This is a genomic window from uncultured Rothia sp., from assembly GCF_963544205.1.
GTDB lineage: Bacteria > Actinomycetota > Actinomycetes > Actinomycetales > Micrococcaceae > Rothia.
Genome location: NZ_CAUUDY010000015.1, coordinates 32,725 through 49,805, shown reverse-complemented (window position 1 = coordinate 49,805; position 17,081 = coordinate 32,725). Strand labels below are relative to the sequence as shown.

16 protein-coding genes are annotated in these 17,081 nt (G+C 57.3%); 5 read left to right on the top strand and 11 right to left on the bottom strand.

All coding sequences use genetic code 11. The features are described from left to right. Positions 1–419 precede the first annotated feature (419 nt). From dnaB to RWZ58_RS07505, 9 genes are all read right to left on the bottom strand, one after another. Entirely contained in the window at positions 420–1,775 is a 1,356-nt protein-coding gene (gene dnaB / locus RWZ58_RS07545; RefSeq protein WP_049354159.1) for a replicative DNA helicase, read from the bottom strand. A gap of 105 nt (positions 1,776–1,880) precedes the next feature. Continuing rightward, positions 1,881–2,903 (bottom strand): nucleotide disphospho-sugar-binding domain-containing protein, encoded by a 1,023-nt coding sequence (locus RWZ58_RS07540; RefSeq protein ID WP_314658216.1) that lies wholly within the window; start codon positions 2,901–2,903, stop codon positions 1,881–1,883. A 350-nt stretch (positions 2,904–3,253) separates the two neighbouring features. Further along, positions 3,254–4,060, bottom strand: a complete 807-nt coding sequence (locus RWZ58_RS07535) for a methyltransferase domain-containing protein (protein ID WP_314658215.1) — start codon at positions 4,058–4,060, stop codon at positions 3,254–3,256. 679 nt (positions 4,061–4,739) lie between these two features. Then, positions 4,740–5,045 carry a hypothetical protein gene (locus RWZ58_RS07530; RefSeq protein WP_294628795.1) on the bottom strand — a complete coding sequence of 102 codons (306 nt, stop codon included), beginning with the start codon at positions 5,043–5,045 and terminating at the stop codon, positions 4,740–4,742. A 252-nt stretch (positions 5,046–5,297) separates the two neighbouring features. Next, positions 5,298–5,750, bottom strand: coding sequence for a 50S ribosomal protein L9 (gene rplI, locus RWZ58_RS07525; RefSeq protein WP_005504050.1), 453 nt, complete (start codon positions 5,748–5,750; stop codon positions 5,298–5,300). 20 nt (positions 5,751–5,770) lie between these two features. Then, positions 5,771–6,007 (bottom strand): 30S ribosomal protein S18, encoded by a 237-nt coding sequence (rpsR, locus tag RWZ58_RS07520; protein ID WP_004005948.1) that lies wholly within the window; start codon positions 6,005–6,007, stop codon positions 5,771–5,773. Between the two features lie 83 nt (positions 6,008–6,090). Further along, entirely contained in the window at positions 6,091–6,723 is a 633-nt protein-coding gene (locus RWZ58_RS07515) for a single-stranded DNA-binding protein (RefSeq protein WP_314658214.1), read from the bottom strand. Between the two features lie 95 nt (positions 6,724–6,818). After that, entirely contained in the window at positions 6,819–7,124 is a 306-nt protein-coding gene (rpsF, locus tag RWZ58_RS07510) for a 30S ribosomal protein S6 (protein WP_070687853.1), read from the bottom strand. Positions 7,125–7,315: 191 nt separating this feature from the next. Next, positions 7,316–8,740: a CCA tRNA nucleotidyltransferase gene (locus tag RWZ58_RS07505; protein WP_314658212.1), complete on the bottom strand. Its 1,425-nt coding sequence runs from the start codon at positions 8,738–8,740 to the stop codon at positions 7,316–7,318. A gap of 115 nt (positions 8,741–8,855) precedes the next feature. Here RWZ58_RS07505 and RWZ58_RS07500 point away from each other — a divergent pair, with 115 nt between their 5' ends. The 5 genes from RWZ58_RS07500 (at position 8,856) to trxA (ending at position 14,164) form a co-directional block, all read left to right on the top strand. Then, entirely contained in the window at positions 8,856–9,359 is a 504-nt protein-coding gene (locus RWZ58_RS07500) for an NUDIX hydrolase (protein WP_049332212.1), read from the top strand. Between the two features lie 95 nt (positions 9,360–9,454). After that, positions 9,455–11,119, top strand: a complete 1,665-nt coding sequence (murJ, locus tag RWZ58_RS07495) for a murein biosynthesis integral membrane protein MurJ (protein WP_314658209.1) — start codon at positions 9,455–9,457, stop codon at positions 11,117–11,119. 195 nt (positions 11,120–11,314) lie between these two features. Continuing rightward, entirely contained in the window at positions 11,315–12,505 is a 1,191-nt protein-coding gene (locus RWZ58_RS07490; RefSeq protein WP_314658208.1) for a serine/threonine protein kinase, read from the top strand. Between the two features lie 244 nt (positions 12,506–12,749). Then, complete coding sequence (trxB, locus tag RWZ58_RS07485; RefSeq protein WP_311448642.1) at positions 12,750–13,784, top strand: thioredoxin-disulfide reductase; 1,035 nt, start codon at positions 12,750–12,752, stop codon at positions 13,782–13,784. Between the two features lie 53 nt (positions 13,785–13,837). Further along, positions 13,838–14,164: a thioredoxin gene (trxA, locus tag RWZ58_RS07480; protein ID WP_070832511.1), complete on the top strand. Its 327-nt coding sequence runs from the start codon at positions 13,838–13,840 to the stop codon at positions 14,162–14,164. Between the two features lie 124 nt (positions 14,165–14,288). Here trxA and RWZ58_RS07475 read toward each other — a convergent pair whose 3' ends face one another. Continuing rightward, positions 14,289–15,587, bottom strand: coding sequence for a ParB/RepB/Spo0J family partition protein (locus RWZ58_RS07475; RefSeq protein WP_314658205.1), 1,299 nt, complete (start codon positions 15,585–15,587; stop codon positions 14,289–14,291). 236 nt (positions 15,588–15,823) lie between these two features. After that, the gene (locus tag RWZ58_RS07470) at positions 15,824–16,666 is read right to left on the bottom strand and encodes a ParA family protein (RefSeq protein ID WP_314658203.1); all 843 of its coding nucleotides are present in this window, start codon (positions 16,664–16,666) and stop codon (positions 15,824–15,826) included. Between the last annotated feature and the right edge of the window lie 415 nt (positions 16,667–17,081).

Genomic DNA, 17,081 nt, shown 5'->3' with positions numbered 1-17,081 from the left:
GAAGAAGCTCTTCGTTTTTTCCTCCTCGCCGCGGCGACTCATACAACTATACAGACCCCTAAACACCCCTGCAACCCGAAAATGGGTGAAGTAGGACACAAAAAGGGCCTTGAAAGGGTCTCAAACACCCTTTCCAGGCACTAAAGTGCCTAGTCAGAGTGTTTTAAGGGTGGCAAAAAATCTTCAAAAAACTTCCAAAAAACCTCATAAACGCAGAAGAAACCACTCAAACCCTCGAAGAAAGCCCGGTGAAAGCCCTCTCAGCAGCCCCTATTCCTACTCCCCCGCTCCTGTGCCGCGACTAGACACCCATACCTATAGATACAGAAAGCCCCTCCCCTTCCATCCCGAGAGGAACAGAAGAAGAGGGGCACAGCTACGAGAGTGCTGAAGCTTAGTAACGCTTAGTGCTGGGTTGCTTAGTACTGGGGAGGCGCCTCATTCGCCATATTGTTGAAGCGCGAGTACTTACCGCTAAACGCCAGAGGGATAGTACGGGTCGGACCACCACGGTGCTTCGCAATAATCATGTCCGCCTCACCCACGCGCTCACTATCCGGGTTATACATATCCTCACGATGCAGCAGAATCACCATATCCGCATCCTGCTCAATAGAACCAGACTCACGCAGATCCGAAACCATCGGACGCTTATCAGTACGCTGCTCCGAACCACGGTTCAACTGCGACAGCGCAATCACCGGAACATCCAGCTCCTTAGCCAACAGCTTCAGGCTACGAGAAAACTCCGAAACCTCCTGCTGACGCGACTCCACCTTCTTACCCGAACTCATCAGCTGCAGGTAGTCCAGCACCACAAGCTTCAAATCATTACGCTGCTTCAGGCGACGGCACTTCGCGCGAATCTCCATCAGAGTCATATTCGGCGAATCATCAATAAAGAGAGGAGCAGAATCAATACGACCCTGCAGAGTCGCCAAGTTCGTCCAACCCTCAGTATCCAGGTCGCCCTTCTTCAGACGACCCATCGAAATCTTTCCCTCCGCAGAGAGAATACGCATTGCCAACTCAGTACGACTCATCTCCAGTGAGAAGAACACAGTCGTCATCTGATGATGAATAGCAGCAGAACGAGCAATATCCAAAGCCAGAGTCGACTTACCCACACCCGGACGAGCCGCAATAACAATCATCTGGCCGCCATGCAGACCACCGGTCAGCTCATCAAACTCAATAAAGTCAGTCGGCACACCGTACACGCCATCCGGGCGGTTCGAGTTCGCATCAATCTCATTGATGGTCTCCTCCAACGCCTCAGAGAAAGACACATAGTCTTCCTTCGCGTTACCATCAGTCACCGCATAAATCTCAGCCTGCGCCTGATCCACCAAAGTATCAACCTCAGTCTCATTGGCGTAACCCAGCTGAGCAATCTTCGTACCCGCCTCAATCAGGCGGCGCATAATCGCGTGCTCCTTAACAATCTCAGCGTAATACTGAGCGTTAGCAGCAGTCGGAACCGAAGCAATCAGAGTATGCAGATACGACGCGCCACCTACACGAGTCAGCTCGCCACGCTTCTTCAGCTCATCAGCAACCGTAATCGCATCCGCGGGGCTACCGTGACCGTAGAGAGAAAGAATCGCCTCATAAATCGTCTCGTGCGCCGGCTTATAGAAATCAGACGCACGCAGGCTCTCAACCACATCCGCAATAGCGTCCTTCGACAGCAGCATGCCACCGAGCACCGACTGCTCAGCCACATCATCATGAGGCATAGTGCGGGAACCATAATCAATGGCAGTTTCAGACATGCTTATCCTCGCGTTTCAATCCGATATCTACGACGTTCCAGAAACAACTTCTGCAGAACTCCTATGCTAGTTTCTCACGAAGGCCCACGCGAAACCCATACACGCCTAACGAGGAACGCGGAGATAATCCTCAATCTTCTCAACGGCGAGCGCCGCACCATCCATGGTGCGCATTGCCTCACCCAGCTGCCGTGCCCTAGCGCGCAGACCCTCTTCACTGAGCAGACGGTCCAAAATATCGCGCACATTGCCGCGGCGCACATCAATCTTCGTAAAACGCAGGGCGTTACCGTAACGCACGCACTCCTCAATATTCCAGCTCTGCTCCGCCTGCATCGCAATACCCGCAAACGGAACACCCGCCAGGCACGCCGTCTGCACCGTTCCCTCACCGCCGTGGGTCATCGAGGCATCAATATGACCGGCAAGCAGATGCGCCGGAACGGTCCCGGCGAAATGGATGTTATCGCCCAGTAGGCGGGTCTGTGCCTCCGAGAGCTGCACCCCGCCGCCGACCAGCACATCCACCGGAGCGTCTGAGAGCTGCCGTAGCACCTGCGCCAAAATATCTGCAGAGCCGGAGGAACCCATTCCCACGTAGACCAGTGGCCGCTCTCTCGGTTCACGAACAATCTGCGGCAGCTCACCGGGCGCACGGTAATAAATAGGACCCACCCCAACGTCGGGCTCTACCAACGAGTCGCCGCGGAACTGCGTGAACAGAGAGCAGATAAGGTTCACATCGGCGCTGAGCATATCGACGGTACGGCGAGGAAGCGTGAGCCCATGCTCACGCGCCACACGCGTAAAAGAAGCCGGCTTATACGAAAACACCCGCGCCACCGCCCGCAACCATCCCGGCGCCGCGAGCTCGCCGGCTGCAGGCTTCTTCGAAAAATACGTCGACGAGTACGCGTACGGGCGCGCATAGAAAATGGGAACACCGGCAATACGCGCAGACAGCAACATCGTCAGGTTAGAACCAATCACCACGGCATCCGCGCTAAAGTCACGAATAGCCGCAAGCTCAGCGGCAACCCTCTGGCGCACCATATCGGTCGTAAAAGGATGCCGCACTCCCCTGCCCTGATCCAGCGCCATAATCTGCTCCGCCTCGGCATCGCTCATGATTGGCTCGCTAAGATGCACGGGCAACCCCGCGTTTTCCAGCAGCCCCAGGTACTTGGGGGAATACACGTGGAATAAGACCGTATGGCCTCGCTCCCGAGCTGCACGCGCTATCTCGATACAGCGCGTGGTTTCACCCATATTGAAACTTTCGGGAGAGAAAAGAATACGGCTCATAACAATCTCCGGGAGGCGCACATGTAGCTGAGCAGGTTCTGCGGCTCGCACACCGCTGCGCATACAGCGCGGCTCATACACCTCAGTGTAAAACAGAGCCTCAGTATTCCCCCGGATAGCGAGGAATACTGAGGCTCCGTTTCACTGTGTGAGTTTTGCGGTGTGAGTCTGTCTTACTTCTTACGCAGAATCAGACCGATAGCGCCGATGTGGTCCGCGTGGCGGCGGAACACACCGCGCATACCCAACACACGCTCACGAATCTGCGGCTTACGCGCCAGATTGAACGCAATCTTCGCAACGCCGGCGGGACCCTCATCAGCCAGCAGACGCTTCGGCTCCAGCAGAGCCATATCGGTCTGGTACACATCCAGCACCTCAAAACCTGCCTCTTCAGCCAGGGCGGTCCACTCAGCAACAGTCAGCGGGCGGGCATTCACACGGATAGTGCGCGCCAAATCCTTCTGAATCTCTTCCTTCAGCTCAGGACGCAGGTAATCGGGAACCAGCGACATCTCGTGGATAGCGTAGTAACCGCCCGGACGCAGCAGGCGAGCCGCCTCACGCATAATCTCCAGCTTGTGCTTATCGGTCTGCATGGTCAGCATCGCCTCGCCCACCACGGCGTCGTAGCTCTCGGAGGGCAGGCCGGTTTCCTGGGCGCTAGCGTTCACGACGCGGTAGTTAGGATGGCTCGATGCGCCGATACGCTCGGTCACGATTTCAGCAGCCTTCGGGTCAAGATCCACACCGGTGTAGCTCTTGGGGGAACGCTTCACAATTTCCAGGGCGGTAATGCCCAGGCCCGGCGCAAACTCCACGACGTCAATGTCGCCGCCCAGGGCACGAGCCAGCAGCCAGTTAGTGGTCTCGCGGCCGCCCGGGCGCAAAACCTTCTTGCCCAGCTGGGCGAGCAACCAGTGGCCTGCAGCCTTGTCGGCGGGGCGGTCGGTACCGGGAACGGAAGGGGTCTTAGACACGGGAGACAACTCCTCAATACTTGTATTTAATATGCAAAATTTATCTTCCCTAATTCTAGACCCGCCACACACAGGAAAGGAAATATGACGTTACGTATAAGTATGGTTGCCCTTTATTACGGTGCACCGCGGTTACAGCATGCCCTAACGCCGTTGTCGTCTCCAGTTGCCACTACCGCAAAACTCAGGGGTTAAACAGAAACTGGAGCTGGACCTCTCAATCCAACCCCAGTCTCATCACACACACATACATACGAAAATCAGAGCCACTTCCGCAAGGAAAGTCCAACTTTCTGATGGCTCTCTCGAACCATCTATATAAAGTATTACGCGTAAACCTTTATTCCCTGTAGGTTAAAGCTGTAAGAAACCTGGGAATAGATTTTTCCTCAGAATCGAGGCGCAGCACCCCGGATTTCACACGGAAACTATATGTCGCATTAAAAGAAGAAAGGCAAGGCGCTTTTGCCTTGCCATCCTTCTTTCGCTAGCGGGCGACCCCGCTACACGAAACACACACATTCACATCGCAGTCCTCTCGAACCAACACTTATAGTAAACACCCCCAACCTTATGGGAGGATTGAATTTCGCTGGAAACAAGCTGGGAGAAGACCAACAGAACCCTGAGAGCTTTGATATTGTGCAGTTTCAGTGCGGTTTTAGGGCTTCAAACCGGGCTAATAAGCCGCCATATACAGCCCAAGCAGCACCAGCGGATTAGCGACTACAGAAATAACCGCCAGGCAAATATTAGCCACACGGTACTGACGGAACTTCACCAGACCCACCAGCGCACACACTAGGGCAATGCTGGAGGCAAGGCCGCCTACTATCAGCAACAACAGAAAAATAATGGTGGCTATATTGGCATCCGCAAACGGGATAACCGCTAGAGCACACAGCAACAAAGTAATGCACTCCAGAACCACACCCGTGAGCAGCAGCTGAGCACTAGAAGACAAACGTGAAAAAGATCGAGCCATGTCTACCAGTCTACGGGGTCAACCGGACTGCCTCGTAGCAACCGCTACCTCAAGCACCGATTCTTCAGCTATACAGCGCTGATTCTCAACCTCCCAAAAGCAATGTTTCACGTGAAACATGCACCGGAACGAGCGTCACCACGACACAGCTACGGGTACAACAAACGGGGTGCCCCTCACGAAGAGGGACACCCCGTCCAACACTCAACACCGAAGCTTCAAAGCCTCAGCGTCAAATATCTAAAAATCTACTTACGCAGCAGCAACGACGTCCAGGACAACGTTAGCAACAACGTCAGCGTGCAGGCGGACAGTCACCTTGTACTCACCGGTGCGCTTGATAGCGGAACCCAGGTGGATGGTGCGCTTGTCAACGGAGCCAATGCCAGCAGCCTCAATAGCCTCAGCAATAGCCTCAGCCTTGACGGTACCGAACAGGCGGCCGTCAGCGCCAGCCTTGTGTGCAACGACAACCGGCTTAGCAGCCAGGGACGCAGCAATTGCCTGAGCCTCTTCCAGAGAAGCCTTGGCACGAGCCGCACGAGCGGCGCGGATGGACTCAACCTGCTTCTCGCCACCCTGGGTCCAGGTCACGGCAAAGCCGCGGGGCAGCAGGTAGTTACGTGCGTAACCGTCCTTAACGGTGACAACATCGCCAGCTGCACCGAGGCCGGAAACTTCCTGAGTCAGAATGATCTTAGCCATGTTACTGTCTCTCCTTCTCTTTAGCGGCCAGCGCCGGAGTAGGGCAGCAGTGCAACTTCGCGGGCGTTCTTAATAGCCTGAGCGATCTTGCGCTGCTCCTGAACGGTCACGCCAGTCACGCGGCGAGCGCGGATCTTGCCGCGGTCGGAGATGAACTTGCGCAGAAGTGCGACGTCCTTGTAATCGATAACGGTGACGTCAGCAGCCTTGAGGGGGTTCTGCTTGGGTTTGGGCTTACGGATTTCAGCCTTAGCCATCGTGGTGCTCCTTAGAGTTGGGAGCCCGCGGCGGATAACCGCGGGATGGATTGATAAATTACTATTCGGAAAACGAAACCGGCTTAGAACGGAGGTTCGTCGTCGGCGCCGCTACCCCAGTCATAGTTACCACCAGACTGAGAACTCCACGGATCAGCAGCAGAAGCTGCGGGGGCCGCCGGAGCAGCCGGAGCGGAGTAGCCAGACTGGCCAGAGTAACCATTACCCTGGGGAGCTGCAAAATTGTTCTGCTGAGGAGCGGAGAAACCGCCCTGAGCAGCAGCGTTGTACCCAGCGCCACCGCCAAAGCCACCCTGCGCACCGCCACCGAAGTTATTACCTCCGGCAGAACGCTGTGCGCGAGTCACCTGAGCAGTAGCAAAACGCAGAGTCGGGCCGATCTCCTCGACCTCAAGCTCAAACGAAGTACGACGCTCGCCTTCCTTGGTCTCGTACGAGCGAGACTTCAGACGGCCCTGCGCGATAACCTGAGTACCCTTCTTCAGGGTCTCTGCAACATTCTCAGCGTAACCACGCCACACCGACGCACGCAGGAACAGGGTCTCCCCGTCCTCCCACTGGTTCGTCTGGCGGTTAAAAGTACGCGGAGTCGATGCGATCGTGAAATTAGCAACCGCCGCACCCGCAGGGGTGTAACGAAGCTCCGGATCGCCAGTCAGATTACCAATAACGGTAATAACGGTATCGCCTGCCATTTGATGCCTCCTCGATAAGAGTTACAAGTATGTTGAATCCAGTACAGCGCAACCCCCTGACATTTTTAGGGGGTCAGCCGACCGGCAAGAAACAACTACTTGCTGGAGATCTTCTGATCCTCCGGGCGGATGATCTTGGTACGCATGACGGACTCGTTCAGGTTCAGAACACGATCGAGCTCAGCTGCGGTCTCGGGGGTAGAGGTGAAGTTCACCACTGCGTAGATACCCTCAGACTTCTTCTGGATCTCGTATGCCAGGCGACGACGGCCCCAGATATCGACGTTGTCGATGGAACCACCCTCGTTGGTCACGATCTCGAGGAACTTGGACAGCGACGGCTCAACCGCACGGTCCTCAACCTCGGGGCTGAGGATAACCATCAGTTCATATGCACGCATGATTAAACCCCTCCTTTGGGCTAAACGGCTATGGGATTTCCATAGCAGGAGATTCATTGTGCTCTACACGTGAAGCACACCGGGTGGGGAACACGCATAGATTTCTTAACAATACACGAGAAAAAGCAGATAGAACAGTACCGCACCGCGTGACCTCAACCATGCGATGCGGCACCGAAAAACCGCAGAAGCTACGCCTGGCGACGCTGCTCCCACCACTGCAAAAGACGAGCCTTCGCCTCCTCCTCAGGAAGCGAACCCTCATCCAGACGCAAATTCAACAAGAACTTATACGCCTCACCCACCACCGGGCCCGGCGCAATACCAAGAATCTGCATAATCTGGCCACCGTCCAGGTCCGGGCGGATCGCATCCAGCTCCTCCTGAGCAGCCAACTCAGCAATACGACGCTCCAAATCGTCATACGCCTCAGCCAGCGAACGCGACAGACGACGATTACGAGTCGTCACATCAGAACGCGACACACGATGCAGACGCTCCAACTGATCCCCCGCATCACGCACATAACGGCGCACCGCAGAATCAGTCCAACCCGACTCACGGTAACCATAAAAACGCATGTGCAGCTCCACCAGACGAGCCACAGCCTTAATCGTGTCATTATCAAAACGCAACGCACGCATGCGCTTCTTCACCATCTTCGCGCCCACCACCTCATGGTGCAGGAACGAGACAGAGCCGTCCTTCTCAAACTTACGAGTCTTCGGCTTACCAATATCGTGCATCAACGCCGCAAAACGCAGAATAAAATCAGGAGCCGGGCACGGACCATCCTCGTCCGTCTCCTTCTCCATCGCCTGCTCCATCACCTTCAACGAATGCGCATACACATCCTTATGGTGATGCGCCGGATCCATCTCCATCCGCAACGCAGGAAGCTCCGGCAACACATAATCCGCCAGCCCCGTATCCACCAGCAGGTTCAAACCAACCCGCGGATAATCCGCCTCAATCAGCTTCACCAGCTCATCACGCACACGCTCAGCCGAAATAATCTCAATACGGCCGGCCATCTCGCGCATCGCTTCGAAAACCTCCGGGGCAACCTCAAGATTAAAACGCGCAGCAAAACGAGCCGCACGCATCATACGCAGCGGATCCTCAGAAAAAGACTCCTGCGGCGAGCGCGGAGTACGCAAAACACCCGCACGCAAATCCTCAATACCGCCAAACAGGTCAACAACCTCACCACTCGGCAACGCCGCCGCCATCGCATTAATCGTGAAATCACGGCGCACCAGGTCGGCGCTCAAATCGGTACCGAACTCAACCGTCGGCTTACGCGAATCCGAAACATACACCTCAGCACGGTACGTGGTCACCTCATACACCACGCCATTCTTACGCGCACTAATCGTGCCGTACTCCTTGCCGATATCCCACGTATGCTCACCCCAACCACGCAGAATCTGCTCACTCTGCTCCGGAGTAGCATCCGTCGTCAAATCAAAATCAGTGAAATGGCCGCCATCATCCAGCAGATTGTCGCGGACAATACCGCCCACCAAGTACAGCTCAAAACCCGCCGCACGGTACAGCTCTCCCAGCTCGGCGGCATCCGGGTACTTCGACACAACATCAATAAACAGCGACATAATCCTTTAATCGTGCCAGATAAAACGCCTCCACGACCACCCCGCGCCGCACGGGATGCCCACATCACCCCGCCCCGAAGCGCCAAAACCCTCTTCCATCAGTTAAGGTAGAACCATGAGCATTCCCGTACCCCGCGCACCCAAAACGCGCTTCGCCGCGCCCGCGCGCCCGGTACCGGCCCCCGAAGAAGTATCCGCCGGAGGGCTCATCATCGACTTCGACCGGCCCGAAGAACTCCCCGCGGCCATCATCGCCCGAATCAACCGCACCGGTCAGCGCGAATGGTGCCTGCCCAAGGGACACATCGAACGCGGCGAAACCCGAGTTGAAGCAGCCGGACGCGAAATCGCCGAAGAAACCGGAATCACCGGCTACCCCGTAGCCTCCCTCGGCACCATCGCCTACTGGTTCACCTCCAACGGGCTACGCATCCACAAGACCGTGCACCACTACCTCTTCGCGGCAACCGGCGGCGAGCTCAGCATCGACAACGACCCCGATCACGAAGCCATCGACGTCGCGTGGGTCCCCCTCGCCGAGCTGCCCACCCGTCTCTCGTTCGCCAACGAGCAGCACATCGCCCGCAGCGCCAGCGAATACATCACCACCCACCTCTAACGTCCCGGCAAGCCTTCGGGGCGACATCCCGAAGGTAGCCGGACAGAGACCCGAAGACATCCGACCGACCATCACCGCCAACATAGGAGAGACACGTGGCACGAACCGACGCCCGCTCAAGCGCAATCATGGCCGCAGGTACGCTCGTCTCGCGCATCCTCGGATTCGTCAAGACCATCCTGCTCACCGTCGCTATCGGTTCGCTCTCTACCGTCGGTGACGTCTTCGAAACCGCGAACACCCTCCCTAACCTCATCTACGTGCTCGTTGCCGGTGGCGTGTTCAACGCGGTTCTCGTGCCCCAAATCATCAAGGCCGCCAAGGCCCAGGACGGCGGCGCGCGTTACATCTCCAAGCTCGTCACGCTCACCGTCACCGCCATCGGCCTGGTCACGCTCATCACCGTCGCCTGCGCCTGGCCCATCATCAGCATCATGGGCTCGGGATGGACCCCCGAACAGCGGCAGCTCGGCTTCATCTTCTCACTCTGGTGTCTACCCCAGATCTTCTTCTACGGCCTCTACACCGTCATTGGGCAGGTGCTCAACGCGAAGGACGCCTTCGGCGCGTACATGTGGTCGCCCGTGCTGAACAACGTCATCACCATCCTGTCGCTGTTCCTCTTCATCTTCCTCTTCGGAGCGCAGACCCCCAACCCCCACCCAATCCACGCTGTAGACAACTGGACCAACGCACAAACCCTCGTGCTCGCCGGTTCCTCGACCCTCGGCGTGGTTATGCAGGCGCTCGTACTCTTCATCCCCCTGCGCCGACTCGGCCTACGACTCAAGCCCGATTTCGCGTGGCGCGGCATCGGCCTGCGCGCAGCCTCCAAGCTCGCCGCGTGGACCCTCGCCTCCGGTATCATCTCCAACCTGGCCTTCCTCTACATGACCAAGGTTGCCGCCGGCATCGTCGGTCAGCGCGAACACTACGCCGCCATGGGCATCCAGATTCCGGGTCTGCAGGCCCTCAACTACGCCTCCATGCTGTACATGCTGCCGCACGGCGTTATCGGCATCTCCATCGCCACCGTGCTCTTCAACCGCATGAGCGCCTCAGCCATCGCCGACGACAGCGACAGCGTCATCTACGCGCTCTCCCACGGCCTGCGCAACGCAGCCGTAGCCACCGTCTTCTGCATGGTCGCACTCATGGTGCTCGCAGGCCCCATCGCCGTACTCTTCAGCGGCGGCGACCCCATCGCAGCAACCATCATCGCCAAGCTCATCGTCATCACCGCGCTCGGCACCCCCACCCTCACCATCAACTACCTCTACAGCCGCGTGCTCTACGCCCGCGAAGACGCACGCACCCCCTTCCGTATCCAGGTGTACTCCGCCATCATCATGGTCATCATGAGCTTCGCAGCATCCCTGCTCGATGCCCAGTACACCGTGTACATGCTCGCGTTCATCTACCCGGTGCACAACATCCTGATCCTGTTCATCAGCCACCACATGGTCCGCCGCCGCCTCGGCTACTACGGCCAGCGAGGCATCATCAGCACCTACGCCCGCACCACCCTCGCGTCCCTCTTCGCCGGCGGTATCGCCGCCATTGCGCTCTGGCTGCTCGGAGGCTACCAGCTCGACGGATTCGCATGGGCATCCAAGATCACCGCCATCATCACCCTCGCCGTATGCGGCACCGTCATGGGCCTCGCATACCTCGCCGGCGTGCAGATCTTCCGCGTCAAGGAAGCCAACGCACTACTGGCACCCCTCACCTCCAAACTTGAGCGTTTTGCCCGCCGCTAAAGCAGCACACAACGCACAAACCGGGTAGCTACCGCCTGCGCCTTACACCCCACACCGGGGCCCGCAGAAGGCACAGGCAACCACCCGGACGCCACAAACTATCACTCAGCCCCAGCATCCTTCAATGCCGGGTAGAATCTAATAGTCAGGGCCCGCCACACGGCAGGCACTATGAAACCACCTCGGGAGAACACGTTGTCGCAACAGATTCCGGTCGGATCGGTCCTCGGAGGCCGCTACGAGATCACCGCACACATCATCATTACGGCAGAATCCGACATGGTGCTTGAAGGCACCGACCAGATTCTCAACCGTAAGGTCTCGGTCGTCGTCGCATCGCCCAGCCGCAGCGCACTGCTGGAAGCAAACTCCCGCGCGCTCGCAACCAACGCACGCGGCAACATCCAGATCCTCGACCTGGGCATCACCCCCGAAGGTAGCCGCTACCTCGTCACCTCCCACACCCGCCCCGACACCCTGCTGGACACCCTGCTGGTCGAAAACCACGCACTCTCCAATGCAGAGGACGCACTGGGCACCGAAATCTTCGGCGACTCCGAAAGCGGCAGCTCCCCCAACACCTACGAGAAGGTTTCCTCCTCCACCGCCAGCCAGGAGAGCATCACCGCCGCCAAGAACTGGAACGCATCCGACGGCGCAGCGGTGACCGCATACTCCGAACCTACCAGCATCTACGAAGATGACGAGGACGAAGAAGACGGCAGCCGCGGCACCTGGGCAGTCGCCCTCGCAGCCGTCCTGTTGCTCGTCATCGTTGCAGGCGGTATCCTCACCTCCCTGGGCGCTATCGGCTCCAACCAGGCAGCAGGCCCCCACACCCCCAAGTCTTCTATCTCGGCATCCGAATCGGCTGCGGCAAGCGCCAGCGCATCGGCATCCCCGACCGCTAAGGCATCGAACGCGCCGGCTAAGATTGCGTCCGTGGCCCGCTTCGCGCCCTCGGACTCCACGTTCATGAACGACATGGACACCCTCATCCCCAACCTGACCGACGGTAACGCCAACACCGCATGGATCAGCTACGGCTTCGGCACCGCCAACTACGCCGGCACCATCAAGGAATTCGGCCTGGCACTGAAGCTGCAGACCCCCACCGTCGTCTCCAAGCTGACCATCCAGCAGACCACCGGCACCGGCGGCTCCTTCACCGTCTACACCAACAGCTCCGCATCGCTGAACGGCGCAGTTGAGGTCGGCAAGGGCACCTTCGAAGGCAAGGACGCGGTCGTCACCCTGGACACCTCCAAGCAGAGCGCAGAAAAGGGCGCCTACGTGATCATCGTGGTCAACGAGCTGCCCCGCCTCTCCCTGCCCATTGGAAACTGGAGTTACGGTCTGCGCATCAACGAAATCAAGGTGGACTAGTCACCCCATAAAGCGACGCCGACAGGGCGCTCGCGCCCCAGACACAAGGGCGGGGCTTCTGAACTTACCGAGTTCGGAAGCCCCGCCCTTTTGATGTCCATTTATGACTCTTTATGGCAGGGTTACTACCCGAAGATTCACAGTGGGCGGAGTATCTGGATAAGGGTCCCCCAAGATGGAATAATCGAGGGTAAAGCCCTGTTATAGGGGCATAACGAAAGACCTACAACGAAAGACATATCTGATGACTGAGAATCTGGGAGGCCTCTTCGGAGGCGCCGCCCTGGGCAACTTGAACCTCGCATCCGCACCCGCCACCGAGGCGGCACCGGCAGCTGAGGTTGAGGCCGACGCAACCGTCCACAACGTCATTATTGTGGGCTCTGGCCCCGCCGGCTACACCGCGGCAATCTACGCGGCACGCGCCGAGCTGAAGCCCGTCCTCTTCGCCAGCTCCCTGGCACCCGGCGGCTCTCTCATGAACACCACCGAGGTCGAGAACTTCCCCGGATTCATTCAGGGCATTCAGGGCCCCGAGCTGATGGAGAACATCGGCCAGCAGGCTGAGCGCTTCGGCACGGACATCCGCTACCAGGACGTGGAAAAGGTCGAGCTCACCGGCGACGTGAAGAAGGTCTACACCGCTGACGGTGCCGTTCACCTGGCAAAGACCGTCATCATGACCACCGGTTCCCAGGTGCGTAAGCTCAACATTGAGGGCGAGGACCGACTCTCCGGTTACGGCGTCTCCTGGTGCGCGACCTGCGATGGCTTCTTCTTCAAGGACAAGGAAATTGCAGTGGTCGGTGGCGGCGACTCCGCGTTGGAGGAGGCACTGTTCCTGACGACCTTCGCCTCCAAGGTGTACCTGGTGCACCGCCGCGACTCTTTCCGCGCCTCTGAAATCATGCAGACCCGCGCTTTCAACAACCCGAAGATTGAGGTTGTCTGGGATTCGGCTGTTACCGCAGTTCACGGCGAGAGCAACCTCGAGTCGATTACCCTGACCAACACCAAGGATGGCTCGGAGCGCCAGCTGGCTGTTCAGGGCCTATTCATCGCTATTGGCTCCGATCCTCGCGTGGAGCTCGTGCGCGATCAGCTGGAGATTACCGAGAACCACACCATCGCGGTTCAGGGTCGTTCCTCGAAGACTTCCGTTCCCGGCGTTTTCGCTGCCGGTGACGTGATTGACCCGACCTACCGCCAGGCAATTATTGCTGCTGGTTCCGGTGCTGTTGCCGCTCTGGACGCACAGCACTACCTCGAAAACCTCTAAACTATTCGTATTACTCGCTGGGGAATCCGCCCCGTGTCAGAAAGGAGCACTCCGTGAGCAGTGCACAGCAGGCAACTGACGCCACCTTCGACGAACTGGTCCTGAAGAACGACAAGCCCGTTATCGTGGATTTCTGGGCTGAATGGTGCGGCCCCTGCCGCATGGTTGGTCCCGTGATTGACGAGATTGCTGGCGAGTACGCCGGTCAGGTCGATGTAATCAAGGTGGATGTTGAGGCAAATGGCGATACCGCCATGAAGTACGGTATTACCTCTATCCCCGCTATCTACCTTTTCAAGGGTGGCGAGGTCGTCAAGAAGACCGTAGGTGCCAAGACGAAGTCCGCTCTGCTGGCTGAGTTCTCCGAGCACTTGGGCTAATCTTTCGAGAAGTTAGAGAAAAACCCTCGGTGATGTTTCACGTGAAACATCACCGAGGGTTTTCTATATATTCAACTGAATTCAGTTGTTAAATATTGTTTAACCTGAAATTCTAACCCGGGTTCTAGCCGGAGAAATCAGAATCCAGAACACGGATAATGCGGTTCAAATCCTCAACATTCGCAAACTCGATGGTCATCTTACCCTTACGGGCACCCAGCGAAATCTTCACCGAAGTATCGAGCTTATCCGCGAAAGCCTCCGCAATATAGTCCAGGCGCTCACGGTGCTTCTGAGGCTGAGGAGCCTTACGCTCCTTCACCTCTGCAACGCCGGATGCGTGGTTCACCAGCTCCTCAGTTGCACGAACCGACAGACCCTCATTCACAATCTTCTGCGCGAGAGTCTCAATCTGCGCCTGATCGGTCAGAGCCAGCAGGGCACGCGCGTGACCGGCGGAGAGGATACCCGCCGCAACGCGACGCTGCACCAGAGCCGGCAACTTCAGCAGACGAATCGTGTTAGAAATCTGGGGACGAGAACGACCAATGCGCTTAGCCAACTGCTCCTGAGTAGTGTCGAACTCCTCCATGAGCTGCTGATATGCCGCCGCCTCTTCAATGGGGTTCAGCTGACTGCGGTGCAGGTTCTCCAGCAGGGCGTCACGGAGCAGGTCGCCATCTTCAGTCTCACGAACAATCGCGGGGATAGTGGTCAGACCAGCCGCCTGGGTTGCACGCCAGCGGCGCTCACCCATAACCAGTTCGTACTTCTCGGCACCGTTTTCGCGCGAGGGACGCACGACAATCGGCTGCAGAACACCAATCTCACGCACCGAGTGGATGAGCTCCTCCATGTCCTGCTCATCAAAATCGGTACGGGGCTGCTTGCGGTTCGGGTGAATATCGCGAACATTCAGCTCGGCAAACTGGGCACCGGGAACCGGAACTAGGCCGTTCTGCTCTTCGGAAACAGACTGCGGGGTGGAGACATCTTCACCAAAGAAGAAGTCCACCGGGCGGCGAGTCAGGGTGGTGTTGCGAAGTGCCGCACCCATGTCCACGCGGGACTTCTTCTTCGATGTTTCACGTGAAACATCCTGCGAGGAGGCGGGGGCTTCTACCTTTTCTTCTGCTTTCTCAGCAGGAGCCGGCTTCTCCTGAGCGGGTGCTGAATCAGCAGGCTTAGCTTCTGCAGCCTCAGCCTTAGTGCTCTTGCGGTGCTTCTCCGGCTTAGCTTCGTGAGCCATTTCGAAGAGGCCGTCAGTCATCGGCTCTTCAATCGGAGCAGAGACCTTCTTGGGTGCAGTCTTTATTGCAGCGGTATTTTCGGATGCCTTCGCCTCAGCATTACCAAAATTCTTCGTACTCTGAGGAATCAGTGCCCCCAGGCCACGACCCAAGCCGCGTCGCTTTTCAGCCATCGTTACTCCTTAGGACTCCCGGACGAGCCCGCTCATTTTTTCTTCTTCATCTAGTGTAAACGAAATAAGCACCCGAAAGCAGGAGTGAAAACCACGCGGCACACAACCCGCATTATTCTTAAAAATTAATGCAATGAGGCTGTTTTTGAGGATTTTACCCAGAAAATACCGCACAAAATGAGCCCTTTTGAATCATCGAAAGACAATTCAAAAGGGCTCATTTCAAAAGATTTAGATTATGCAGATCGGCGTGAGAGTTCCTGTGCCGCCTCGCGGTAGGCGCGAGCACCGGTCGACGACGAGTCGTAGGTGATGACGGTCTGCTGGTAGCTGGGGGCCTCAGAGATACGCACCGAGCGAGGAATCTTCACACTCAGAGTCTCCTCTGGGAAGTGCTCACGCACTTCCTCCGCCACCTGGAACGCCAGGTTGGTGCGGGCATCGTACATGGTCAGCAGAATCGTGCTGATGCGCAACTTAGAGTTCAGGTGCTTCTGAATCATCTGAATATTCTTCAGCAGCTGGCTCAGGCCTTCCAGTGCGTAGTACTCGCACTGAATCGGAATCAGAATCTCTTCCGCCGCGACAAAGGCATTGACGGTCAGCAGGCCGAGGCTCGGCGGGCAGTCAATGAAAACGTAATCCAGGCGCTCCATACCCTGCTTCTCGCGCCACTCGGTGTAGTCCATCAGGGCGTTCTTGAGGCGGGTCTCGCGAGCTACCAGGGAGACCAGTTCAATCTCCGCACCCGCAAGATCGATATTGGCGGGGGCACAGAATAGGCCGGACATATCGGGGCATTCCTGAACAATCTCAGAAAGCGGCTTATCTTCAATCAGGACATTGTAGACACTGGGGACATCCACGCCATGCTCAATACCCAGTGCGGTCGATGCGTTACCCTGCGGGTCGTTATCGATGACCAGGACGTTGAGCCCAGCCTCCGCGAGCGCAGCGGCAAGGTTCACGGCAGTACTGGTTTTACCCACTCCACCCTTCTGGTTCGACACGGTGAAGACACGCGTATGCACAGGCTTGGGGAGCAAATCTGCAACAGATTTCTGAGCTTGAGGAGTCATCGGGTGCCTTCCATAATCCGGGTGGTGTGTCTACGGTGATGCTTCTTCTGGCACCTCGCTTGGCGTGATGTTCTGAAATGTTCACGTGCGAGGAGGACCTACTCCCACACTCCCCTACCGTCGCCCATTCTCCATATGTTCCACGTGAAACATACTTCCCGAGGTGATGACGCCTGCAATGTTTCACGTGAAACATTGCCTCCGCATCAGAAGCTTTGAAGGGCGTAAGCTCCACGAATAAGCTACTGGGCAATAGTGCAGAAGAGTCTAAGGTTTCAACCCTCTCTTAAGGGTACCCGGCATCAGGTCAATACTCCACGCGAGAGGTCATTCTATGTACTCTACGGATGCAATTGCCACACACCCCGGCAAACCTGCGCACAAAAAAATGGGCGGCACCGCACAAGCCAGCATG